24 protein-coding genes are annotated in these 23,160 nt (G+C 67.0%); 10 read left to right on the top strand and 14 right to left on the bottom strand.

All coding sequences use genetic code 11. The annotated features are described in order from the left end of the window. Positions 1-45 precede the first annotated feature (45 nt). The 8 genes from SGRAN_RS18605 to SGRAN_RS18570 form a co-directional block, all read right to left on the bottom strand. Positions 46-696: a YqaA family protein gene (locus SGRAN_RS18605; RefSeq protein WP_067113185.1), complete on the bottom strand. Its 651-nt coding sequence runs from the start codon at positions 694-696 to the stop codon at positions 46-48. Positions 697-910: 214 nt separating this feature from the next. After that, positions 911-2,503, bottom strand: coding sequence for a bifunctional phosphoribosylaminoimidazolecarboxamide formyltransferase/IMP cyclohydrolase (gene purH / locus SGRAN_RS18600; protein WP_067186101.1), 1,593 nt, complete (start codon positions 2,501-2,503; stop codon positions 911-913). Between the two features lie 599 nt (positions 2,504-3,102). Next, positions 3,103-4,881, bottom strand: coding sequence for a heparinase II/III family protein (locus tag SGRAN_RS18595; RefSeq protein ID WP_067186099.1), 1,779 nt, complete (start codon positions 4,879-4,881; stop codon positions 3,103-3,105). Positions 4,882-4,884: 3 nt separating this feature from the next. Further along, positions 4,885-5,553: a ribulose-phosphate 3-epimerase gene (rpe, locus tag SGRAN_RS18590; RefSeq protein WP_067186097.1), complete on the bottom strand. Its 669-nt coding sequence runs from the start codon at positions 5,551-5,553 to the stop codon at positions 4,885-4,887. Positions 5,554-5,622: 69 nt separating this feature from the next. Further along, positions 5,623-5,826: a hypothetical protein gene (locus SGRAN_RS18585; RefSeq protein WP_067186095.1), complete on the bottom strand. Its 204-nt coding sequence runs from the start codon at positions 5,824-5,826 to the stop codon at positions 5,623-5,625. Positions 5,827-5,912: 86 nt separating this feature from the next. Then, a complete protein-coding gene (locus tag SGRAN_RS18580; protein WP_067186093.1) occupies positions 5,913-6,815 on the bottom strand; it encodes an SPFH domain-containing protein in 903 nt (300 codons plus the stop codon). A gap of 365 nt (positions 6,816-7,180) precedes the next feature. After that, complete coding sequence (locus SGRAN_RS18575; protein ID WP_237233567.1) at positions 7,181-9,388, bottom strand: M3 family metallopeptidase; 2,208 nt, start codon at positions 9,386-9,388, stop codon at positions 7,181-7,183. Positions 9,389-9,473: 85 nt separating this feature from the next. Next, complete coding sequence (locus SGRAN_RS18570; protein WP_067186091.1) at positions 9,474-10,343, bottom strand: SMP-30/gluconolactonase/LRE family protein; 870 nt, start codon at positions 10,341-10,343, stop codon at positions 9,474-9,476. A 196-nt stretch (positions 10,344-10,539) separates the two neighbouring features. Between SGRAN_RS18570 and SGRAN_RS18565 the strand changes: the two genes are divergently transcribed. The 4 genes from SGRAN_RS18565 (at position 10,540) to SGRAN_RS18550 (ending at position 14,396) form a co-directional block, all read left to right on the top strand. Continuing rightward, the gene (locus SGRAN_RS18565; RefSeq protein ID WP_067186089.1) at positions 10,540-11,694 is read left to right on the top strand and encodes an acyl-CoA dehydrogenase family protein; all 1,155 of its coding nucleotides are present in this window, start codon (positions 10,540-10,542) and stop codon (positions 11,692-11,694) included. 154 nt (positions 11,695-11,848) lie between these two features. Further along, positions 11,849-13,018 (top strand): acetyl-CoA C-acetyltransferase, encoded by a 1,170-nt coding sequence (locus SGRAN_RS18560; protein ID WP_067186087.1) that lies wholly within the window; start codon positions 11,849-11,851, stop codon positions 13,016-13,018. 156 nt (positions 13,019-13,174) lie between these two features. Next, the gene (locus tag SGRAN_RS18555) at positions 13,175-13,957 is read left to right on the top strand and encodes an SDR family NAD(P)-dependent oxidoreductase (protein ID WP_067186085.1); all 783 of its coding nucleotides are present in this window, start codon (positions 13,175-13,177) and stop codon (positions 13,955-13,957) included. 1 nt (position 13,958) lies between these two features. Next, positions 13,959-14,396: an acyl-CoA thioesterase gene (locus tag SGRAN_RS18550; protein ID WP_067106066.1), complete on the top strand. Its 438-nt coding sequence runs from the start codon at positions 13,959-13,961 to the stop codon at positions 14,394-14,396. A gap of 73 nt (positions 14,397-14,469) precedes the next feature. Here SGRAN_RS18550 and gmk read toward each other — a convergent pair whose 3' ends face one another. Continuing rightward, the gene (gmk, locus tag SGRAN_RS18545; RefSeq protein ID WP_067186083.1) at positions 14,470-15,132 is read right to left on the bottom strand and encodes a guanylate kinase; all 663 of its coding nucleotides are present in this window, start codon (positions 15,130-15,132) and stop codon (positions 14,470-14,472) included. Between the two features lie 58 nt (positions 15,133-15,190). Here gmk and SGRAN_RS18540 point away from each other — a divergent pair, with 58 nt between their 5' ends. After that, entirely contained in the window at positions 15,191-15,742 is a 552-nt protein-coding gene (locus SGRAN_RS18540) for a DUF2585 domain-containing protein (RefSeq protein ID WP_148650921.1), read from the top strand. A 20-nt stretch (positions 15,743-15,762) separates the two neighbouring features. On the opposite strand, the gene SGRAN_RS18535 is transcribed toward SGRAN_RS18540, so the two are convergent. Genes SGRAN_RS18535 through SGRAN_RS18520 form a run of 4 tightly spaced genes read right to left on the bottom strand, consistent with a single transcriptional unit; the run spans position 15,763 to position 18,361 of the window. Beyond that, a complete protein-coding gene (locus SGRAN_RS18535; RefSeq protein ID WP_067106073.1) occupies positions 15,763-16,128 on the bottom strand; it encodes a hypothetical protein in 366 nt (121 codons plus the stop codon). 22 nt (positions 16,129-16,150) lie between these two features. Next, positions 16,151-17,566 carry a class II fumarate hydratase gene (fumC, locus tag SGRAN_RS18530; RefSeq protein WP_067186079.1) on the bottom strand — a complete coding sequence of 472 codons (1,416 nt, stop codon included), beginning with the start codon at positions 17,564-17,566 and terminating at the stop codon, positions 16,151-16,153. Beyond that, entirely contained in the window at positions 17,563-17,874 is a 312-nt protein-coding gene (locus SGRAN_RS18525; RefSeq protein ID WP_067106077.1) for a hypothetical protein, read from the bottom strand. The genes fumC and SGRAN_RS18525 overlap by 4 nt, the downstream gene beginning before the upstream one ends. A 4-nt stretch (positions 17,875-17,878) precedes the next feature. Next, on the bottom strand, positions 17,879-18,361 hold the full coding sequence (locus tag SGRAN_RS18520; protein ID WP_067106079.1) for an SspB family protein: 483 nt from the start codon (positions 18,359-18,361) through the stop codon (positions 17,879-17,881). Between the two features lie 97 nt (positions 18,362-18,458). Between SGRAN_RS18520 and hisB the strand changes: the two genes are divergently transcribed. The 4 genes from hisB (at position 18,459) to hisF (ending at position 21,269) form a co-directional block, all read left to right on the top strand. Then, entirely contained in the window at positions 18,459-19,046 is a 588-nt protein-coding gene (gene hisB, locus SGRAN_RS18515; RefSeq protein WP_067106177.1) for an imidazoleglycerol-phosphate dehydratase HisB, read from the top strand. A 9-nt stretch (positions 19,047-19,055) separates the two neighbouring features. Further along, positions 19,056-19,664: an imidazole glycerol phosphate synthase subunit HisH gene (hisH, locus tag SGRAN_RS18510; protein ID WP_067186077.1), complete on the top strand. Its 609-nt coding sequence runs from the start codon at positions 19,056-19,058 to the stop codon at positions 19,662-19,664. Continuing rightward, positions 19,652-20,386, top strand: a complete 735-nt coding sequence (hisA, locus tag SGRAN_RS18505; protein ID WP_067106083.1) for a 1-(5-phosphoribosyl)-5-[(5-phosphoribosylamino)methylideneamino]imidazole-4-carboxamide isomerase — start codon at positions 19,652-19,654, stop codon at positions 20,384-20,386. Before hisH ends, hisA begins: the two co-directional genes overlap by 13 nt. A 118-nt stretch (positions 20,387-20,504) precedes the next feature. Continuing rightward, positions 20,505-21,269, top strand: coding sequence for an imidazole glycerol phosphate synthase subunit HisF (gene hisF / locus SGRAN_RS18500; RefSeq protein ID WP_067106085.1), 765 nt, complete (start codon positions 20,505-20,507; stop codon positions 21,267-21,269). Here hisF and SGRAN_RS18495 read toward each other — a convergent pair. Next, positions 21,256-22,392: a beta-ketoacyl-ACP synthase III gene (locus SGRAN_RS18495; protein ID WP_067186075.1), complete on the bottom strand. Its 1,137-nt coding sequence runs from the start codon at positions 22,390-22,392 to the stop codon at positions 21,256-21,258. The two genes, hisF and SGRAN_RS18495, sit on opposite strands and share 14 nt — an antisense overlap. A gap of 197 nt (positions 22,393-22,589) precedes the next feature. On the opposite strand from SGRAN_RS18495, the gene SGRAN_RS18490 reads away from it, so the two are divergent. Beyond that, positions 22,590-23,141, top strand: coding sequence for a hypothetical protein (locus SGRAN_RS18490; protein WP_067186073.1), 552 nt, complete (start codon positions 22,590-22,592; stop codon positions 23,139-23,141). Positions 23,142-23,160 lie beyond the last annotated feature (19 nt).

Genomic DNA, 23,160 nt, shown 5'->3' with positions numbered 1-23,160 from the left:
CCTCCCGCAAGCGGGAGGGGAGAGATATGACAGCTACTGGCGGCCTTATTTCCGGTCCAGCCCGATGCTTTCGAACGTCGCGCCGCTGCATTTGTCGGCGGTCTTGTCGCCACCGCCCGACAGGGCGCCGATGACCAGGAAGCCGGCGACCACCGCGACGAGGAATGCGCCCGCGACCCAGGCGAGATATTTGTCGATGAATGCCTTGATCGGCGCCCCGAACAGCCGGAACAGGATGCCGACCAGCATGAAGGAAAAGGCCCGGCTGGCCAGGCTCGCCCACAGGAAGGTGAACGGGTTCATGTGGATGAAGCCGGCGGTGATCGTCAGCAGCTTGAACGGGATCGGCGTCGCCCCCTTCACCAGGATGATCTCCGCCCCGTAATCGCGCAGGTAGCAGGCGGCTGCCGGGAAACTGTCGGTGAGTCCCAGCGCCGCGAGCAGCCACAGCCCGACGCTCTCATACAGGAAATAGCCGATCCCATAGCCGAAGCACCCGCCCGCGACCGAGGCGAGGGTGCAGATCAGCGCATAGCGCACCGCTTTCCTCGGTTCGGCGAGGCACATCAGCCCGAGCATCGGATGCGGCGGGATCGGAAAGAAGCTCGCCTCGACGAAGGCGACCAGCGCCAGCCAATATTCGGCGTGCGGATGCGCCGATTTCTCCATGGTCCAAGCATAGAGATTCTGGATCATGGACTTGTTGCGGGGGACGGCGGTCATGCTGGTCCTTGTTGCCGGGTCAGGATGACCACCGCCTCCCTATGCCGTTCGCGACGGGCGAAATAAACCCCCAAGCACGCCCCATCGCCCCAGCGAAAGCCGGGGCCGCTGGCGGTTTGCTCTTCGACGCCCGAACAAGGACGATAGCGGCCCCGGTCTGCGCCGGGGCGACGATCTTCCTGCGGAATCAATGCCTGAAATGCCGCATCCCGGTAAACAGCATCGCCAGCCCCGCCTCGTTCGCGGCGGCGATCACCTCGTCGTCGCGGATCGAGCCGCCCGGCTGGATCACGCAGGTCGCCCCGGCCTCGGCGGCGGAGATCAGGCCGTCGGCGAAGGGGAAGAAGGCGTCGCTGGCGACCGCGCTGCCGACGGTGCGGGGTTCGCTCCAGCCGTTCGCCTCGGCCGCCTCGCGCGCGCGGACGGCGGCGATGCGCGACGAATCGCGGCGGTTCATTTGCCCCGCGCCGATACCCGCGGTCGCGCCGCCCTTGGCATAGACGATGGCGTTCGACTTCACATGCTTGGCGATCGTCCAGGCGAACAGCGCGTCGGCGAATTCTGCGTCGCTCGGCGTGCGCGTCGTGACGACTTTCAGATCGTCCTTCGTGATCCGGCCGTTGTCGCGGGTCTGCGCGAGCCAGCCGCCGGCGATCGTCTTCATCATCAGGCCGCCGCGCGCCGGGTCGGGCAGTTCGCCGGTCAGCAGCAGGCGCAGATTCTTCTTCTTCGCGAAGATCGCGCGCGCGTCGGCGTCGGCGTCGGGGGCGACGACCACCTCGGTGAAGATGCTGGCGATCGCTTCCGCCGTCGCGCCGTCGAGCGGCCGGTTGAGCGCGACGATGCCGCCGAAGGCCGAGACGCTGTCGCAGGCGAGCGCCGCGTCCCACGCCGCGGTCAGCGTCGCAGCGGTCGCGACGCCGCACGGATTGGCATGCTTGACGATGACGCAGGTCGGGTCGGCCTCGCGGAACTCGGCGACGAGGTCGAGCGCGGCGTCGGCGTCGTTGATGTTGTTGTAGCTGAGCGCCTTGCCCTGCACCTGCTCGGCCTGCGCGATACCGCGCGCGGCGGGGCCGGCGGGAAGGTAGAGCGCCGCCTGCTGGTGCGGATTTTCGCCATAGCGCAGCTCGGCCGACAGCGTCGCGGTCAGCGGCAGCGTGTCGGGGAACAGCTTGCCCTGGTCGGCGAAGGCGAACCACTGCGCGATCATTCCGTCATAGGTCGCGGTATGGGCAAAGGCGGTCGCGGCGAGCCGCTTGCGCAGAGCGAGGGTGGTCGCACCGTCGTTGGCGTCCAGTTCCTCGATCAGCGCGGCATAATCCTGCGGCTCGGTGACGATGCCGACGAAGGCGTGGTTCTTCGCCGCCGAACGCACCATCGCCGGGCCGCCGATGTCGATATTCTCGATGATCTCCTCGCGCGGCGCGCCTTTTGCGACGGTGGCGGCGAAGGGATAGAGGTTGACGACGACCAGGTCGATGCCGCCGATGCTGTGCGCGTCCATCGCGGCGACGTGAGCGGCGTCGTCGCGCACCGCGAGGATGCCGCCGTGCACGGTCGGATGCAGCGTCTTGACGCGCCCGTCCATCATCTCGGGAAAGCCGGTGAGGTCGGCGACGTCGAGGACCGCGTGCCCCGCGTCGCGCAGCGCCTTTGCGGTGCCGCCGGTCGACACCAGCTCGACCCCATGACGGCCGAGCGCGGCGGCCAGATCGGCGAGACCCGCCTTGTCGCTGACGGAAAGGAGCGCACGGCGGACGGGAACGAGATCGGTCATGGGGGAGCCTCGGCAGGGGATGGAAGGAGTCGCCGTCGCCCTAGGCCCGTGATCGCCGTTGGGCAAGGTTTTGGAAGTATCAGGTGGCGGCGCGGAGAAGGAAATTCGCGCAGGGGCGCAGAAGAAAATGGAAGGCCTTTATGTCGTTTGCTGGACCGGCAAGCCATAAATCCGACCCGGTCGCCCTGAGCTTGTCGAAAGGCCGTTCTTTCTTTCAGCGCTGCAAGGAGAAGGACGGTGCTTCGACAAGCTCAGCACGAACGGAGTGGCTAGAGCGGCGTGCCATAAATCTGCAACGCCCCTTATCCGTTCGTGTCGAGCGCAGTCGAGACACGCATCGGCCTTGCGCCACGCTGATGGGTGTCTCGACTGCGCTCGACACAAACGGGACGATGGGTCAGATTTAACGCTCGATGCTCTAGGACCAATCGACATTCAGAAGATGGCGAGGCGAAAATGGTGGTTTTTCGCGACTCGGAGCGCAGCGTGCTGACGGCACGTGAGCAGCGGAAGCGCGAAAAGCCGCCATTTGCAGGCCGCCAGAGCTGAATGTCGATTGGTCCTAGCGCAAATTCAAGGCTCACCGCGATGGAAGCCGCTTACCCGATATGCTTGAAAATCCAGCCGATGCTGACGCCGCCGGCGGGGGCGCTGCCGGTGACGACGAGCTGTTCGGTGGGATGCGGGCGGCCCTCGCCGTCGACCCACAGGCTTTCCTCGACCGCGAGCGTGCCCTCGGAGGCGCGGAACTGCCACAGCGGCCCGCCGGCGATGCGCAGCAGCGCGCCGAGCCGGTCGGCGGTCAGGCTGGCGGAAATGTTGCGGCCGAGATGGAAACGCAGCGCGAAATGCTTGTCGCCCTTGCGGCGGCTGCGCGGAGCGGGGAGCAGCATGTCCTCGCCGCGCAATTCGCGCCCGTTGGGGGAGAGGATCAGCAGGCGGCGATGGATCAGCCCGTGGCGCCGCGCATAGCCGTCGTGGCTCATTTCCAGCCGGCTGCCCTGCGGGGTTTCGTGCCGGTCGAGCTCGACCTCGGTCACCCCCTTGCCGAGCGAGCCGTTGGGCAGGATCGCGGTCGAATTGCTGTCGGCAACGACCAGCGTCGAATGCGCGGCGGTGGTGCGCAGCCCGCGCGCCAGTTCGGTGGGGATCGTCGCGCCGGTCAGCGCCGCGCCGCCGCAGTTGACGACGATGCGTTCGGCCCCGTCGCTCAGCTCGAATGCCAGGGTCGAGGCGCAGCCCGCCTCGGTCACGCGCGCGATCGGCGGCGGCGCCGCGTCGGCGAGCAGCACGACCTTGTTCGCGACGAGCCGCTGATAGCCCCAGTCGCGCGCCTGTTTGAGCGGGCGGGTGCGCACGCCGCTCGCCGCGACGATTGCCGCGATCGTTTCGGCCGGCGTCGCGCCGCTGCCCTGCCAGCTTCCCATGCCGCCGTCGCTGTGGACGATCCCGAGCAGCGCCGGAACCGCGCGCGCCAGCACCTCGTGCAGGAAGGGCGGCAGGTCGATCCGCCGCATGTCGTATATGCGCGCAAGCATCGACAGCGCCATGATCGCATCGAGCTGCGCCTGCGGAGACCGCGCGATATTGCCGCCGTCGGCGTAGAAGCTCGTCTCGATGACCTTGCGCAATCCCGCTTCGCCGAACACCTGTCGCGGTTCGCCGCCGGGCATCAGCAGCGAGGCGGCGACGACGCCGATCCAGGCGACCATCTGCTCGACGCCGGGGCGCGTCTTGTCGGCGACGCGGTCGAGATGCCGCGCCGCGCGGGCGAGGTGGTTGAGCACGGCGGAGCGATAGACGAGATCGCTCGACGACAGGATCAGCGGCGCGTGCGCAGCCCAGAACAGGATGCGCCACCCCGTATTGTCGGCTTTCCACGCCGGTTCGCTGACCGTCTCGCCATGGACCGCGAGCCATTGGCGCACGATCGCCTCCGCGATCGCCGCACCGTCGGCGCGCGTCCCGGTGGCGGCAAGGTCGCGCAGCCACGCAAAGCTGTAGATGTGATCGGCAAAGCTCGGCGCGACGCCCAGCGCCGTGAAATCGAGCGTGGCGAGCGGCAGCCTGAGCCCGCGATGGAGGAAATGGCCGGCGCGGATCGCTGTGCCCGCGCGCGTGTCGCCGGGAACCGGGTCCTCGGGCACGCCGAGCAGCTTGAGCGGAAAGCGCCCCTTGAGGCGGAAGGCGTGCAGCGGAGTGCGCCACGTCAGCCGCGTGATCTGGTTGGCGATGCGGTCGCCGAGCGACAGCCCCTTGTCGGCGGGCAGGCGGATCAGCCGCTTGCCGGGCTCGATCGAGTCGTCGAGCGGCGGCGTGTCTTCGCCCGCATCGGGGGTCGGGTCGATGGGGGCAACGGTCAACGGTCTCCCCTCCATCGCTCAGGCGCCGCGCAGGCGCCGGATATTGTCGGCATAGGCGTCCGGCCCGCCGCGGAAGGTCGCGGTGCCGGCAACGAGCACGTCGGCGCCCGCCGCGATCGCGAGCGGCGCGGTGCCCGCGTCGATGCCGCCGTCGACCTCCAGCCTTATGTCGCGGCCCGACTTGTCGATCATCCTGCGCACCGCTTCGATCTTGCGGAGCTGGCTGGAAATGAAGCTCTGGCCGCCGAAACCCGGGTTGACGCTCATGATCAGGACAAGGTCGATCTCGTCGATCAGATAGTCGAGCATCTTCGCCGGGGTCGCGGGGTTGAGCGAGACGCCGGCCTGCTTGCCCAGCGACTTGATGTGCTGGATGCTGCGGTGGATGTGCGGTCCCGCTTCCGGATGGACGGTAATGATGTCGGCGCCCGCCGCGGCGAAGGCGTCGAGGAAGCCGTCGACCGGCGAGATCATCAGATGCACGTCGAAGGGCAGGGCCGAATGCGGCCGCAGCGCCTTCACCACCATCGGCCCGATCGTCAGATTGGGAACGAAATGGCCGTCCATCACGTCGATGTGAACCCAGTCGGCGCCCGCCGCCTCGATCGCGCGCACCTCTTCGCCGAGCTTCGCGAAATCGGCGCTGAGGATCGAGGGGGCGATGCGGACGGAGGGTGCGGCGGTCATGACGACCGGCCTTAACCATCTAGCCGATGGGGAGCAAGCGGCCGTGCGCCCGGTCGCCTTCGGCGACTGTCAGTCCCCGGTTCTGCGTGGCCGTCCGCGCCGTGGGACCTCCGACCGTTTCACCGCCACGCTGCGCCGGGCGAGCGCCTCGCGCAGCAATATCTCGATCTCGGCATTGGCGCTGCGCAGCTCGGCCGCGGCCAGCCGCTCGATCGCCGCATAAAGCGCGGGATCGAGGCGGAGGGCAAAGGCTTTTTTGGGCGACGCGGGCATGGGAACAAACCTCAATTCCCGTTCGCATCGAGCCCCGAGTGCCGGCTAAGGCCGTCGAAGGGCTCGACACGAACGGTCCTTGCAAATCAATAGAGCGACCCGGTGTTGACGACGGGCTGGGTGTCGCGTTCGCCGCACAGCACCACCATCAGGTTCGACACCATCGCCGCCTTGCGCTCGTCGTCGAGCTGGACGACGTCCTTCTCCGACAGGTGCTGCAGCGCCATCTCGACCATCGTCACCGCGCCTTCGACCAGCTTCCTGCGCGCCGCGATCACCGCTTCGGCCTGCTGGCGGCGCAGCATCGCGCCGGCGATTTCCTGCGCATAGGCAAGGTGGGTCAGGCCGCATTCGTCGACGGTGATACCGGCGACCGCCAGCCGTTCGATCAGTGCCTTGCGCAGCTCGGCGCCGACCTCGTCATGGTTGCCGCGCAGCGTCACCTCCTGATGCTCGATGTCGTCATAGGGGTAGCGCGATCCGATCGACCGCACCGCGGCCTCGATCTGCGCGAGGACGAATCCCTTGTAATCCTCGACGTCGAACAGCGCCTGCGCGGTGTCGGTGACGCGCCATACCACCTGCGCCGCCATTTCGATGGGATTGCCGCGCAGGTCGTTGACCTTGATCTTGTCGGAGATGACGTTGTTCGCGCGCACGGCGATCTTGCGGCGCGTCAGCCACGGCAGCACCCAGCGCAGCCCGGTTTCGCGGTCGGTGCCCTTGTAGCTGCCGAAAAGCTGGATCGCTGCCGCCTCGTTCGGATTGATAAGGTAGAAGCCGCAGAGGATCAGCGTGCCGGCAATCGCCGAAACAGCCAGCAGCACCCATTTCCACGACGCTTCGGTCCCCGTGGCATTGCTCACCCCCGCCCAGATCGCGATGCCGAGCAGGACGAGCCAGACGAACAGCATCAGATAGCCGCTGGCCGTCGCCGCGCGCACCTCGCGCGTCGGGTTGAGCGCGGCCGTCACATACGAATCACCCATGGCACTCTCCGATATAAAGATGATATCATATTTATATCGTATCTGGCTGGCGTCAATTGGATTTGTGGGGCGGTGGTGATGGCGGTTTTGGGGGCAGGAAGCCGTCTGAGCCATGCACCGGTTCCCCCTCCGCAAGCGGGAGGGGCAGCGAGACTCGCGAACTTGTTCGCTAGTCGCAGCGGGGTGGGCCTTTGCGCCGTCGCTGCCCACCCCCGACCCCTCCCGCTTGCGGGAGGGGAGAAGAAACGTCGAAACCCGCCATTCCATTCCAGATCGCCCTGGCGGTCACGAACGTGGACCCGCCGGACGATACAACAGGACAAAGGGCGCGCGAAGGCCCCCTTTGCTTCGCGGCGGAATGCCGGTCAGTCGGTCGGAAAACCGCGCTTGTGCAGCAGCGCCTTCACGTCCGGGTCGCGACCGCGGAAGGCGCGATAGGCGTCGGCGCGGTCGGTTTCGTTGCCGGTCATCAGCAGGATGGTGCGGAACCGGTCGGCGACGCCGCGATCCCATGGTCCGCCTGCTTCGGTAAAGGCCGCCCAGGTGTCGGCGTCCATCGTTTCGGACCACAGATAGCTGTAATAGCCCGCCGAATAGCTGTCGGAGCTGAACAGGTGGCCGAACTGCGGCAGCCGGTGCCGCATGACGATTTCCTTCGGCATGCCGATCTCGGCCAGCGTCTCGCGCTCGAACGCGTCGATGTCGGTGACGGGGGTCTTGCGGTCGTGCAGCTTCATGTCGACGATCGCGCTCGCCAGATATTCGACCGTCTCGAACCCCTGGTTGAATTTCGCCGATGCCAGGATCTTGTCGACCAGCGCCTGCGGGATCGGCTCGCCCGTCCGATAGTGCGTCGCATAGGTCGACAGCACCTCGGGCGTCATCAGCCAATTCTCGTTCACCTGGCTCGGAAACTCGACGAAATCGCGCGGCACGCCGCCGAGTGCCGGATAGGTCACATGCTGCAGCAGATAGTGGATGCCGTGGCCGAATTCGTGGAACAGCGTCGTCGCGTCGTCGAGGCTGACCAGCGTCGGTTCGCCCTTCGCGGCTTCGGTGAAATTATTGTTGTTCGACGCCAGCACGTTGCGGTCGCCGCCCAATGTCTGCTGGCTGCGATAGGTGGTCATCCACGCGCCCGATCGTTTGCCGTCGCGCGCGAAATTGTCGAGATAGAGAACGCCGATGTTCGCGCCGGTCTTGAGGTTGGTGACCTCGAAGGTCTTCACCTTGGGATCGAAGATGGGGATGGTGCCCGTATTCTCGCGAAAGCCGAGGTCGTAGAGCCGCCCCGCCGACCAGAACATCGCGTCGCGCAGCTTGTCGAGCTGGAGATAGGGCTTCACCTCGCTTTCATCGAGGTCGTATTTCGCCTTGCGGACCTTCTCGGCATAATAGCGATAGTCCCATGGCTCGATGGTGATCTTCGGACCCTTGCCGGCCTTCGCCTCGGCGTCGGCGATCGCCTGCATGTCGGCGACTTCCTCGTGCACGCGCGCGACCGCGGCGGGCCACACCTTCATCATCAGCTCCATCGCCTTTTCGGGCGTCTTCGCCATCGTGTCGGCCATGCGATAATGCGCGTGGGTCGGGAAACCGAGCAGTTCGGCGCGCTGCTGGCGCAGCTTCAATATCCCGGCGATCGTCGCGTTGGTGTCGTTCGCGTCGCCATTGTCGCCGCGGTTCACGAAGGCGCGCCACACTTTTTCGCGCAAGCTCCGGTTGGCGGCGTTCTGAAGCACGGGCTGCGCTGACGAACGGGTGTTCTTGATCGCCCATTGGCCGGGCTTGCCCTGCGCCTCGGCCGCCGCGGCGAGCGAGGCGACGAACGCGGGTTCGAGCCCCGCCAGCTCGGCCTTGTCGGTGACGAGGGTATAGAGTTTCTCGTCGGCGAGCAGCTTCGACGAGAAGGCCGAGAACAGTCCTTCGAGCTTTGCATTCAGGTCGACGAGCTTTGCCTTGTCGACGGGCGACAGGCTGGCGCCGTCGCGCACCATCTCGTCATAGCTGCGCTCGACGATGCGGATCTGTTGCGCGTCGAGCCCGCTCGAATGCCGCGCGTCATAGACCGCCTTGTAGCGGGCGAACAGGCGCGGATCGAGGAACAGCTCGGTGAAGAAGGTCGAAAGCTTCGGGCTCCATTCGGCGTCGATCGCCTCGACGCGGTCGTTCGACTTGTTCGACGTCTGCACGCCCCACAGCGCATAGACGCGGTCCATCGTGTCGCCCGCGAGCTGCATCGGGACGTGCGTATTCTCGAACGTCGGCGCTTCGGGGTTGGCGATCACCGCCTCGACCTCGGCGCGCGTTTCGGCCATCGCCTTCTGGAAGGCGTCGGGGAACAGCTCGGGATCGAGCTTGTCCCACGGCGGCACCCCCTGAAAGGGGCCGGTCCACGGCGCAAGCATCGGGTTGTCGGCGGCAGGGGTGGCCGCGGCCGGAGCGGCGGCGGGTTCGGCGGCGGTGGCTTTGCTCATCTGGCTGTCCATGCTGGCATAACCCGCAACCAGCGCGGTGGATGCGAGCAGCATCGACAGGCGGCGGGCGAGAGGGGGCGCTGGGCGCGGCATCATCGGTCATCTCCCGGGAACTTTGGTTTCGGGCGAAACCATATGGGGGAGCCTTAACCCGGGACCGCGCGGCGATGCAAGGCGGCGGTCAACCGGCGAAGCCCGGCTGGATGAGGCCGGGCACGTCGACGCGAAAGGCGAAGAGGCCGCCCGAGTGCGGCTGCTCGCGGCGTTCTTCGTCGGACAGCGCCTTGCCCGCGCTGGTGACGAAGGCGGTGCGCATGTCGGCGCCGCCCAGCGCGATCATCGACGGGCGCTGCACCGGCAGCTCGACGGTCTGGAGCAGTTCGCCGGCCGGCGACAGGCGCACGACGCGCCAGCCGTCCCACAGCGCCGACCAATAGCAGCCTTCGGCATCGACGGTGCCGCCGTCGGGGCGGCCGGTGCCTGTCTCGAACTGGTGGAACAGCCGCCCCTCGCCCAGCATACCGGTCGCCGGATCGACGGCATAGGCGCGCAGCGCGTGCGTCGGCGTGTCGGCGTGATAGAAAGTCCGTCCGTCGGGGCTGAATGCGGCGCCGTTGCTCGTCAGCAGGCCGCCGAGCATTTTCGTCAGCGACCCGTCGGGGTCGAGCCGATAGAGCGAGGCGGCCGGGTTCGTCTTGTCGCGCGTCACGCTGCCGACCCACAAGCGCCCGGCGGCATCGACGCAGCCGTCGTTGAAGCGCTGCTCGGGAATGTCCGCGAGCACTTGTTGACCGAAAGGGCGCGGCGCTCGTCCCCAGACGTCGATCAGCGCGCAGCCGCCCTTCAGGCCTGCGACCAGCCCGCCGCCCGCGCGCGGCGCGATGCAGCCGACCGGCCCGTCGAGTTGCATCGTCTCGGTCCGTCGCGTCGTCGGGTCGGTGCGGTGGATGCGGTGCGCGTCGATATCGACCCAATAGAGGCGCGATTCGCCCGCGTGCCAGCGCGGCGACTCGCCGAGCAGCGCGTGGGCGTCGAGGAGCAATTCGACCATAAGCAATGGCATAGCGTCGCCGCCCGGCACCGGCAAATCCGCTCGACGAAGGAGTTTCGTGCCGTAGCGGCATTTCTACTTGACGTGGACGTAAACGTAAGGTCCATTGGTCGGCGAAGGGCGTGCCGCGGCGCGCCCGTTCTTGCGCGGACCGACTCCCCGATAACGCTCGGCCGCCCTCAGGAAAGGAAGACCCATGTCGCTCGATCATCTGTCGCGCACCGCTTATACCGAGGACCATGAAGCGTTCCGCGCGACGGTTCGCCAGTTTCTCGAAAAGGAAGTCGCCCCCAACCAGGCGAAATGGGCCGAGGACGGCATCGTCCCCAAGGCGCTGTGGCCCAAGGCGGGCGAGATCGGGATGCTGTGCCCGACGGTGCCGGAGGAATATGGCGGGCTTGGCCTCGACTTCGGCTATAACGCCATCGTCGACGAGGAAAGCGCCTATTACGGCCGCGTGACCACGGGCTTCTCGCTCCAGTCGGACATCGTCGCCAACTATATCGTCCGCTACGGCAGCGAGGAGCAGAAGAAGCACTGGCTGCCCAAGATGGTCGCGGGCGAGGTCGTCACCGCGATCGCGATGACCGAACCGGGCACCGGCAGCGACCTTCAGGGGATGCGCACGACCGCGAAGAAGGACGGCAATCACTATGTCATCAACGGGTCGAAGACCTATATCACCAACGGCCAGAACGCCGACCTGATCCTCGTCTGCGCCAAGACCGACACCGATGTGCAGCCGGCGTGGAAGGGCGTATCGATCATCCTCGTCGAGGCGGAGCGCGAAGGGTTCCAGCGCGGCCGCAACCTCGACAAGATCGGGCAGGACGAAGCCGACACGTCGGAACTCTTCTTCAACGACGTGCGCGTGCCGATCACCAACTGCCTCGGCGACGAGGGGCAGGGCTTCATCTATCTGATGAGCGAACTGCCGCAGGAACGCCTTTCGATCGCGGTGAGCGCGCAAGCCTCGGCGCAGCGCGCGTTCGACGATACCGTCGAATATACGCGCGACCGCAAGGCGTTCGGCAAGCCGATCCTCGATTTCCAGAACAGCCGCTTCGTTCTCGCCGACCTCAAGGCGAAGCTGCAGGTCGGCTGGGCGCACCTCGACTGGGCGCTCGCGCGCCACATGAAGAAGGAATTGACGCCGGAGGAAGGCGCCGCGGCGAAGCTGTGGCACACCGACCTGCAATGGGAGGTGATGGACAAGTGCCTCCAGCTTCACGGCGGCGCGGGTTACATGAACGAATATCCGATCGCCCGCGCGTGGCGCGCCGCGCGCGTGACGCGCATCTTCGGCGGAACGAACGAGATCATGAAGGAACTGATCGGGCGGAAGCTCTGATTTCCCCGCCCGCAAGCGGGCGGGGCAGCGAGATCTGGGAGCTTGCTCCCTGGTCGCAGCGGGGTGGACCATCTCACCCCCGGATGCTCGCTCCGCTCGCGCTCACCCCTAACCCCTCCCGCCTGCGGGAGGGGGATCAAGAAAGGAATTCTCCATGGCTACAGCTTATATCGTAGACGCCGTCCGCACCGCCGGCGGCCGCCGCGGCGGCCGGCTGGCCGGTGTCCACCCCGTCGACCTCGGCGCAGCGGTGTTCGACGCGATCGCCGACCGCAACGATTTCGACACCAGCGTGATCGAGGACGTCATCACCGGCTGCGTGTCGCAAGGCGGGCAGCAGACGATGGACCTCGGCCGCAATGCGGTGCTCGCGTCGAAGCTTCCCGACAGCATCCCTGCGGTCACCATCGACCGCCAGTGCGGCTCGTCGCAGCAGGCGGTGATGTTCGCGGCGCAGGCGGTGATGTCTGGCACGCAGGACGTCGTGCTGGCGAGCGGCATCGAGAGCATGACGCGGGTGCCGATGGGCAGCGTCGCGACGCTGTTCATGAAGGAGGGGCTCGGCAACTACAAATCGCCGCGGCTCGAAGAGAAATATCCCGGCATCATGTTCAGCCAGTTCATGGGCGCCGAGATGATCGTCAAGAAGCACGGCTTCACCAAGGCCGACCTCGACGCCTTCGCGCTCGAAAGCCACCGCCGCGCCAAGGCGGCGACCGAGGCGGGCCTGTTCGATCGGGAGATCGTTCCGGTCGAGATCGAGACCGCCGACGGCAAGGAATGGCACAAGGCCGATGAGGGCATCCGCCACGACGCGACGCTCGAAAGCATCGCCGGGGTCAAGCTGCTCCAGGAAGGCGGCACGATCACCGCGGCGACGTCGAGCCAGATCTGCGACGGCGCCTCGGCGGTGCTGGTCGTGTCCGAACAGGCGCTCAAGGATCATGGTCTGACCCCGCGCGCGCGCATCCATCACCTGTCGGTGACGGCGGGCGATCCGGTCATCATGCTCGAGGAACCGCTGTTTGCGACCGAAAAGGCCTTGAAGAAGGCGGGGCTCAAGATCGGCGACATCGATGCCTATGAGGTCAACGAGGCGTTCGCGCCGGTGCCGCTCGCGTGGCTCAAGTATCTTGATGCCGATCCCGCGCGGCTCAACGTCCACGGCGGCGCCATCGCGCTCGGCCACCCGCTCGGCGCCACCGGCGCGAAGCTGATGGCGACGCTGCTCGGCGTGCTCGATGCCCGGGGCGGCAAATACGGCCTTCAGACGATGTGCGAAGGCGGCGGCCAGGCGAACGTCACCATCGTCGAGCGGCTGTAAAGCTTTCAAAGCCCCTCCCGCTTGCGGGAGGGGCAGCGAGACTTGGGAACTTGTTCCCTAGTCGCAGCGGGGTGGACCAAGCGGTCTCGTTCCATCCTGCGACCCCCCACCCCAACTCCTCCCCTGAAGGGGAGGGGCTTTAGTCAGGAGAAACCCATGAAACTCGATTCCACCGTATCCGCCGTCGTCACCGGGGGCGCCTCGGGCCTCGGCGCCGCCACCGCGCGCGCGCTTGCCGCGAAGGGCGTCAAGGTCGCGATCTTCGACCTTCAGGAAGAAAAGGGCAAGGCGATCGCCGAGGAACTGGGCGGCGTCTTCTGCGAATGCAACGTCACCGACGACGCGTCGGTCGATGCCGCCTTCGCCAAGGCGCGCGCCGCGATCGGGCAGGAGCGCATCCTCGTCAACTGCGCGGGCACCGGCAATGCGATCAAGACCGCGAGCCGCAGCAAGGAAGACGGCAGCATCAGGCATTTCCCGCTCGACGCCTTCAACTGGATCATCCAGATCAACCTCGTCGGCACCTTCCGCTGCATCGCCAAGTCGGCCGCGGGCATGATGACGCTCGACCCAATGGCGGACGGCGAGCGCGGCGCGATCGTCAACACGGCTTCGGTCGCGGCCGAGGACGGCCAGATCGGCCAGGCCGCCTATTCGGCTTCGAAGGGCGGGGTCGTCGGCATGACGCTGCCCGTCGCGCGCGACCTCGCGAGCGAGAATATCCGCGTGAACACCATCCTGCCGGGCATCTTCGACACCCCGTTGCTCGGCGCCGCGCCGCAGAATGTCCGCGACGCGCTCGCCGCCTCGGTGCTCAATCCGAAGCGGCTCGGCAATCCGGACGAATATGCCACCCTCGCGCTCTGCATGATCGAGAACGGCTATTTCAACGGCGAGGACGTCCGCCTCGACGGCGGCATCCGCATGGCGCCGCGCTGATATGGCCAAACCGGAAGGCTGGCGGCTCGATGCCGCCAGCTACCCCGTCTGCGAAACATTCCAGACGCGGTTCCAGGACATGGACGTCAACGGCCACCTCAACAACGTGGCCTTCGCGGCGCTGTTCGAAAGCGGCCGCGTCCTGCTCAACTGGCGCCTGCGCGCGCAGGGCGAGCGTGCGGCGAACGAACGCATGATGGTCGCCGCGGTCGAGATCAACTATCTGGCCGAGGGCAATTTCCCCGATCCCGTCGAGATCGCGACCGGCATCGGCCGCATCGGCACGTCGAGCTGGACGCTCATCCAGGCGATGTTCCAGAACGGCCGCGCGATCGCGACCTGCGACACCGTCGTCGTCTGCCGCACCGACGGCGAGGCGAAGCCGCTGCGCGCGGAGATGGTCGCGGAGCTGGAGGCGAATCTGGCTAGGCCGATTTAGCGATCTGGCCTGACCTTCGTCATCCCGGACTTGATCCGGGGTGACGATGAACGGAGGACGGAGCCTAGCGCTATTAAAGCTTCTTGTCCGCCTCGGGCACCGATCGGATCAGGTCGCGGGCGAAGCCGATCAGGCCGATCTGGCGGCGGCGCTTCAGCCGTTCGGCGCGCAGGATCGCCTTCACCTCATCGAAACAGCCTTCGACATCGTCGTTGATCAGCACATAGTCATAGCCGTCCCAGTGGCTGATCTCGTTCGCCGCGCGCGCCATGCGCGCCGCGATCACCTCGTCGCTGTCGGTCCCGCGCGACCGCAGCCGGCGTTCGAGTTCCGCCATCGTCGGCGGCAGGATGAACACGCGCACCACGTCGGGGCCGGCTTCCTGATAGAGCTGCTGCGCCCCCTGCCAGTCGATGTCGAACAGCACGTCCTTGCCCGCGGCGAGCAGGTCCTCGACCGGCCCGCGCGGCGTGCCGTAGCGATGGCCGAAGACATGCGCCCATTCGAGGAATTCGCCGTCGGCGGCCATCTGCTTGAAGGTTTCGACATCGACGAAATGATAATCGACCCCGTCGCGCTCGCCCGGGCGCATCGGCCGCGTGGTCGCGGAGATCGACGGCGCGATGTCGGGATCGGCGGCGAGCATCTTTTTCGAAATCGTGGTCTTGCCCGCGCCCGAAGGCGACGACAGAATGAAGAGCACGCCGCGGCGGTGAAGATGGACGCTGTCAGCCATGCGGGCTCATTGCGCGCGCGCGGGCGCCGGTCAAGCGGGAAGGGGCATCATGGCGGGAATGACGCGCAGAGGTTGGCTGGTCGCGGCCGCGCTGCTGACCTTGCTCGCCGCGATCCTGATCGCGATGGGACGCCCGCCGATCTGTCCGTGCGGTACCGTCAGCCTGTGGCACGGGGTCGTCCAGTCGAACCAGAACAGCCAGCAGATTTCGGATTGGTACAGCTTCAGCCACGTTATCCACGGCTTCCTCTTCTATGGCCTGTCGCGCTGGCTGATGCCGCGCGCGCCGCTGTGGATCGCGCTCGCCGTCGCGATCGGAATCGAAGGGGCGTGGGAGATTCTCGAAAATTCGCCGATCATCATCGACCGTTATCGCGAGGTGACGATGGCCTATGGCTATGCGGGCGATTCGGTGCTCAATTCGGTGAGCGATGCGGCGTTCATGCTGCTCGGCTTCCTCGCCGCGAGCCGGATGCGCTGGCAGACGACCGTCGCCGTTGCGATCGCCTTCGAATTGTTCACCCTGTTCGCGATCCGCGACAATCTGACGCTCAACGTCCTGATGCTCGTCTCGCCGGTGGAGGCGATCAAGGACTGGCAGGCGGGCTGATCTTCGATAACGAAGCGGTTTTAGTGAACCGACGGCTGCCCATTCGTTTCGACCGGCAGCGCCGGGGGCAGGGCATCGCCGAGCTGTTCGCCGTCGGACGCCGCGCTGTCGATACCGGCATAGCTGTCGACCACGCCTTCGCGCGCCAGCCGGTCGCCGATGCGATGCGCTTCCTCGGCGGCGCGGCGCTGTTCGGCGCGGTCGGCCCATTTCTTGGTGAGGTAGGCGGCGGCCGCGGTCGCGGCGAGCACGGCATAGCGTTGCGGGAACATCCGCCGCGCCACGAACAACGTCCCGGCGCCGATCACGGCACCTGCGACCGGGTGATTATTCTTGCGGCGCCCGATCGCGCTGCCGAGCACGCCGCCGACGATCCGTCCCATCATCTTCACGATCCTTCCTCCCCCATCAATCCGCGACGCGGCCTTCGGGTTCCGGACCGAGCATATGGCGCGGGTCGACGACCCGGTCGAAGGTCGCCGCATCGACGAAACCCAGCGCCAGCGCCGCCTCGCGCAGGGTCGAGCCGGTTTTGTGCGCGTGTTTTGCGATCATTGCCGCGTTGTCATAGCCGATCTCGGGCGCCAGCGCGGTGACGAGCATCAGCGAGCGCTCGACCAGTTCGGCGATTCGCGGGCGGTTCGGCTCGATCCCGGCGACGCAGCGGGTCGCGAAGCTTTCCATGCCGGTCGCGAGCAGGTCGATCGAGCGCAGCACATTGGCGCCGATCAGCGGCTTGAAGACATTGAGTTCGAGATGCCCCTGCATCCCGCCGACGGTCACCGCCTGATGATTGCCGATCACCTGCGCCGCGACCATCGTCAACATCTCGCACTGGGTCGGGTTGACCTTGCCCGGCATGATCGAGCTGCCGGGCTCATTCGCGGGCAGGTCGATCTCGCCCAGCCCGGCGCGCGGGCCGGAACCGAGCAGACGGATGTCGTTGGCGATCTTGGTCAGCGCGACCGCGAGCGTGTTCAGCCGCCCCGACAGGTCGACCAGCATGTCGTGACTCGCCAGCGCCTCGAACTTGTTCGGAGCGCTTGCGAAGGCGACGCCGGTGATCGCGGTCATCTCGGCCGCGAAATCCCCGGCGAAGCCCGCGGGGGCGTTCAGCCCGGTGCCGACCGCGGTCCCGCCCTGCGCGAGATGCGGCAGGGCATGCTGCACCAGCGGTTCGGTGCGCGTCCGGCACAGAAGCAGCTGGGCGTGATAGCCCGAAAATTCCTGCCCCAGCGTCAGCGGCGTCGCATCCTGCAGATGGGTGCGGCCGATCTTGACGATATCGTCCCACGCCTCCGCCTTGGCGCGCAGCGCCTCGATCAGCACGTCGAGCGCCGGCAGCAGGCGGCTGCGCATCGCCAGCGTCGCGGCGACGTGCATCGCGGTCGGAAAGCTGTCGTTCGACGACTGGCCGCGGTTGACGTCGTCGTTGGGATGCACCGGCACCTTGCCGCCGCGCGTGCCGGTCAGCATCTCGTTGGCGCGGCCGGCGATCACCTCGTTGGCGTTCATGTTGCTCTGGGTGCCGCTGCCCGTCTGCCAGATGACGAGCGGGAACTGGTCGTCATGCTCGCCGGCGGCGACTTCGGCGGCAGCGGCCTCGATCGCGTCGGCTTTTTCGGCGGACAGGCCGTGGCGGCGGTTGACCCGCGCCGCCGCCTGCTTGACCAGCGCGAGCGCGTGGACGATCCCGACCGGCATCCGCTCGCGCGCGCCGAAGGGGAAATTCTCGATCGACCGCTGCGTCTGCGCGCCCCAATAGGCGTCGGCGGGCACCGCGATCTCGCCCAGGCTGTCGCTTTCGATCCGCGTGTCGCTCATAGGATCAATATCCTCGTCACCATCACCGCCCCGGCCCAGATCAGCGCGACGAGGCTGAGCAGCTTCCAGAAACCGCGCTCGCCGACCCGCGCGCGCAGCCAGGCGGCGACGATCCAGACCAGCACCAGCGCCGGGGTCAGCACCAGCAGGCTGAAGCGCAGCAGCCCGTCGGCGATCTGCCCGCGGGGATAGGGCCCCTCGAACAAGGCATAGCCCTCGACCCCCCACCAGAAGGCGGCGGTCAGCACGACCATGCCCGCAAGGGCCCAATATTGCCAGAAGCGCGATGGCGGCCAGTTGTCGGCCACGGCGCTATTTCTTCTTGCCGAAGTCCACGGTCACCACGTTCGACCCGTCCTCGGCCGATACGTCGGGGCGGTCGTTATGGGCTTCGTCATGCGGTTCGGGCGCTTCCATATCCTCGTCGCTGACCTGGAACTGGAGCCCGAAATCGACCGATGGATCGACGAAGGCGGTGATCGCCGCATAGGGGATCACCAACATCGACGGCGTCTGGTTGAACGACAGGCCGACGCTGAAATGATCCGATTCGACCTTCAGGTCCCAGAAGCGGTTCTGGAGCACGATCGTCATTTCGTCGGGGAACTTGGCGACCAGATGCGCGGGGATCGACACGCCCGGCGCCTGCGTCTTGAAGGTGATATAGAAATGATGCTCGCCGGGCAGGCTGTCCGATCCGACGATCTGCGACAGCACGCGGCCGACCACGGCGCGCAGGGCGTCCTGCACGATCTCGTCATAGGGAATCAGGCTGTCGCGGACTTCGTCACTCATGGGCGAGGGGGATGAACGGCGCGCGGGCGATGGTCAAGGGGGGTCGAGAGCGGAGAGTCGCCTTGCAACGCGAAAAGTCGCTGCTATGGCGTCGGCCATGCGAACCGCCTCTGTCCAGCGCACGACCAGGGAAACCGATATCGCGATCACCGTCGATCTCGACGGCAGCGGCACCTATTCGGTATCGACCGGCATCGGCTTTCTCGACCACATGATCGAGCAACTGTCGCGCCATTCGCTGATCGACATTTCGATGACGGTGAAGGGCGACCTGCACATCGACCAGCACCACACGGTAGAGGATTCGGCGCTCGCGCTGGGCGATGCGGTGGCCAGGGCGCTCGGCGACAAGCGCGGCATCGCCCGCTATGGCGAGGCGCATGCGCCGATGGACGAGACGCTGACGCGCTGCATCCTCGACATTTCGGGGCGGCCGCACTGCGTCTGGAACTCGGGTTTCTCGCAGCCGCGGCTCGGCGAGATGGATACCGAGCTGTTCCCGCACTGGTTCGCCAGCTTCGCGCAGGCCGCCGGGATCACGCTGCACATCGAAACTCTCTATGGCGAGAACAACCACCATATCGCCGAGAGCATGTACAAGGCGCTGGCGCGTGCACTGCGCCAGGCGGTCGAGATCGACCCGCGCAAGGGCGACGCGATCCCGTCGACCAAGGGTGTGCTCTAGGAGCCGTCCATGAGCGTGATTGCCCTGATCGACTATGGCGCAGGCAATCTTCGCTCGGTGCATAATGCGCTCGTCGCGGCAGGCGCGGACAATGTCGCCGTCACCGCCGATCCCGATGTCGTGGCCAAGGCCGACCGCATCGTGCTGCCCGGCGTCGGGGCGTTCGCTTCGTGCATGAACGGCCTTTCAGCCATCGACGGGCTGGTCGAGGCGATGGGCTGGCGCGTGCGTGGCGACGGCGTGCCGTTCCTCGGCATCTGCGTCGGCATGCAATTGCTCGCCGACGCGGGCGAAGAGCATGGCACGCACAAGGGTCTCGGCTGGATCGGCGGGACGGTGCGCGCCTTCGCGCCCGCGCCGGGGCTTCGCATTCCGCATATGGGCTGGAACGATGTCGTTCCCACGGTGGCGCATCCGGTGATCGCGGCGGGCGAGGCCTATTATCTCCACGGCTATCATTTCGCCGATGCGGTGCATGTCGCGGCGACGAGCAGCCATGGCGGGACCTTCACCGCCGCCGTGGCGCGGGGCAATATCGTCGGCGTCCAGTTTCACCCCGAAAAGAGCCAGGCCTATGGCCTCGCCACCCTCGAAAGATTTCTCGCATGGCGGCCCTGACGATCTTCCCCGCGATCGACCTGAAGGGCGGACAGGTGGTGCGGCTGGCCGAGGGCGACATGGCGCGCGCGACAGTTTACGGCGACGATCCGGCGGCGCAGGCGCGGCTGTTCGCCGCGGCGGGCGCGGACTGGCTGCATGTCGTCGACCTCGACGGCGCTTTCGCAGGGGAAAGCGTCAACGGCGCGGCGGTCGAGAGCATCATCGCCGCGTTTCCAGGCAAGGTGCAGGTCGGCGGCGGCATTCGCGACCGGGCGGGCGTCGATCGCTGGCTGGCGCGCGGTGTCGAGCGCGTGATCATCGGCACCGCCGCGCTGAAAGATCCCGAGTTCGTCAAATCGGCTGCGCGCGATCTACCCGGACGGATCGTCGTGGGGGTCGATGCGAGGGACGGTATGGTTGCGACCGAGGGCTGGGCCGATGTGTCCGACGTGCGCGTCGAAGACCTTGCGCGGCGGTTCGAGGATGCCGGCGTCGCGGCGCTGCTCTTTACTGACGTCGGCCGCGACGGGCTGCTGAAAGGTTGCAATGTCGAGGCGACGGTGGCGCTCGCCCAGGCAGTCGCGATTCCGGTGATCGCTTCGGGCGGAGTCGCCGACATCGGCGACATCCATGCGCTCCGTCCGCATGTCGCAAGCGGCATCGAAGGCGTCATCACCGGCCGCGCGCTTTACGACGGTCGGCTCGATCTGGTCGAAGCAATTGCCGTGGGGCAGGGATGAAGGCCATGCCTCTCAGTGTTCCCCGGCGAAAGCCGGGGTCCAGGGTGTTATCGCGCAACGACGGTTTCGTAACGCTCTGGACCCCGGCTTTCGCCGGGGAACACGGAAGGTTGGCTCCATGACCGTCCGCGTTCGTGTCATCCCCTGCCTCGACGTCGCCGACGGGCGCGTCGTCAAAGGCGTGAACTTCGTCGACCTGCGCGATGCGGGCGATCCGGTTGAGGCTGCGCGCGCTTACGACGCTGCGGGCGCCGACGAACTTTGCTTCCTCGACATCAGCGCGAGTCATCAGGGGCGCGGCACCCTGCTCGACATGGTCGCCCGCACGGCGGAGGTCTGCTTCATGCCGCTGACCGTCGGCGGTGGGGTGCGCAGCGCCGAGGATGCGCGCGCGCTGCTGCTCGCGGGCGCCGACAAGGTCGCGGTGAACAGCGCCGCGGTGGTGCGCCCCGAACTGGTCGCCGACATCGCCGACCGCTTCGGCAGCCAGTGCGCGGTGGGCAGCATCGACGCGCGGCAGGTCGCGGCGGGGCGATGGGAAATCTTCACCCACGGCGGGCGGCGGGCGACCGGGATCGATGCCGTCGCGCATGCGGTGCGGCTCGCCGAACTGGGGGCGGGCGAACTGCTCGTCACCAGCATGGACCGCGACGGCACGAAGGACGGCTATGACCTCGCGCTCACCCGCGCGATCGCCGATGCGGTATCGGTGCCGGTGATCGCGAGCGGCGGGGTCGGCAACCTCGACCATCTCGTTGCCGGGGTGATCGAGGGCGGGGCGAGCGCGGTGCTCGCCGCGAGCATCTTCCACTTCGGCGAGGCGACGATCGCCGATGCGCATGCGCGGCTGGCGGCGGCGGGCTTGCCGGTCAGGTCTTTCTGACGAACACCGTGCCCGCCGAATAGCCGGCGCCGAACGAGCAGATGAGGCCGGTGTCGTCCGCCTGCATGTCGTCGTGATGCAGGTGAAAGGCGATGATCGACCCCGCGCTCGACGTATTGCCATAGGTGTCGAGCACGGTCGGGCTTTCGTCGTCGCTCGCTTCGTGGCCCAGCACCCGCTGCGCGATCAGCCGGTTCATGTTGGTGTTCGCCTGATGCAGCCACAGCCGCCGCATGTCGGCGCCTTCGAGCCCCAGCTTCGCCATTTCGTCGACGATCATCGCCGCGACCATCGGGACGACTTCCTTGAACACCTTGCGGCCTTCCTGGACGAACAGCTTGTCGGTTTTCGGTCCCGACTGGTCGATGCCGCCGTGGGCACGGTTGAGGAAGCCGAAATTGTTGCGGATATTGTTCGAGAATACCGTCTTCAACTTCGTGCCGAGGATGTCCCAGTGCCCCGCGGGCGCCAAGCCCTTGTCCTCGATCAGGATCGCGGTCGCGACGTCGCCGAAGATGAAATGGCTGTCGCGATCGCGCCAGTTGAGGTGCCCCGAACAGATTTCGGGGTTCACGACGAGCACGCTTTTCGCATGGCCCGCACGGACATAGTCGGCGGCGGTCTGGATGCCGAAGGTCGCCGACGAGCAGGCGACGTTCATGTCGAAAGCGAAGCCGTCGATGCCGAGCGCCTGCTGAATCTCGATTGCCATCGCGGGATAGGGGCGCTGCATGTTCGACGCCGCGCACAGCACCGCATCGACATCGGCGGCGTCGCGCCCCGCGCGGGCCAGCGCGTCCTTCGCCGCCGCGACGCCGATCTCCGCGAGGATCGACAATTCGTCGTTGCCGCGCTCGCGCAGCCGCGGCGCCATGTGCGCGGGGTCGAGAATGCCCGCCTTGTCGACGACGTGGCGCGACCCGATGCCGCTGGCCTTTTCGATGAACTCGACGCTCGATTCGGTCAGCGCCGGGATTTCGCCCGCCGCGATCGCCGCCGCCTTGTCGCGATTGTAGAGCGCGACATATCGGTTGAAGCTGGCCACCAGTTCTTCGTTGCTGATGCGTTCGGCGGGGGTGAAGAGGCCGGTGGCGGACAGGACCGGCTGCGATTGGTGCGACATGGATGACCTGCGTGTCTTTTGTTGTTCGGGGACAGCCTGTTGATTAGGCCGCGGCATCGCGGCGCGCAACGCCCGTCGCAACAGGCTGAACGATCGCCGACATCATGGTTAACCGACCGCTAACCATCCGGGTGGCATGGTGCGCGGTGCAGGCCTCCGGGGGGATGGCTCCCCGGGCGCTTAGCGGGAGCACGACCATGGCCACGCGTTCAGGACCGGCAGCCGGCGATCTGTCGCTCGCGGAGATTCGGGAATTCGCCGCCTTCCTTCCGGGCACCCAGCGCTATATCCGCCGCTCGCTCGACATCGGGCTGGAGCGCGACGACGCGGTTGCGCGCTGGTCGCGCGATCCGGTCGAGGAAGCGGCGATCCGCGTGCAGGCGAAGGTCTATGGGCGGCTCGGCGCGATCCGCGCGCATATTCCGGAGGATAGCGGGCTCGACGCGCTGGAGGGCTTCATGGCGCCGCTGGTCGCGGTGTCGGCCTTCGACCTCGGGCAGGATCGCCTGCCGAGTTTCCGGGCCTATCGCTTCCTGTACGAACGGTTGCTCGGCGCGCATGCGCGGCCCTGGCTGCCCGGTGCCTTCTGCGCCGCGGCGGCGTTGCCGCATCTCCATCCCGACAAGCGCAAGGCGCTGCTCCAGTCGATCGGCGAATCGGCGGCCACCGCGCCGGGCTGGTCGGCGCGCGAACCCAGCTTCTACCCCGAATGGGTCGACAAGATCGACGAGACGCGGCCGGCGAACTAGCGCCGGCGCCCCGCCGCCG

The organism is Sphingopyxis granuli, from assembly GCF_001559015.1.
GTDB lineage: Bacteria > Pseudomonadota > Alphaproteobacteria > Sphingomonadales > Sphingomonadaceae > Sphingopyxis > Sphingopyxis granuli.
The sequence above is the reverse complement of the archived record's forward strand: the minus strand, read 5'-3'. Positions and strand labels throughout refer to the sequence as shown.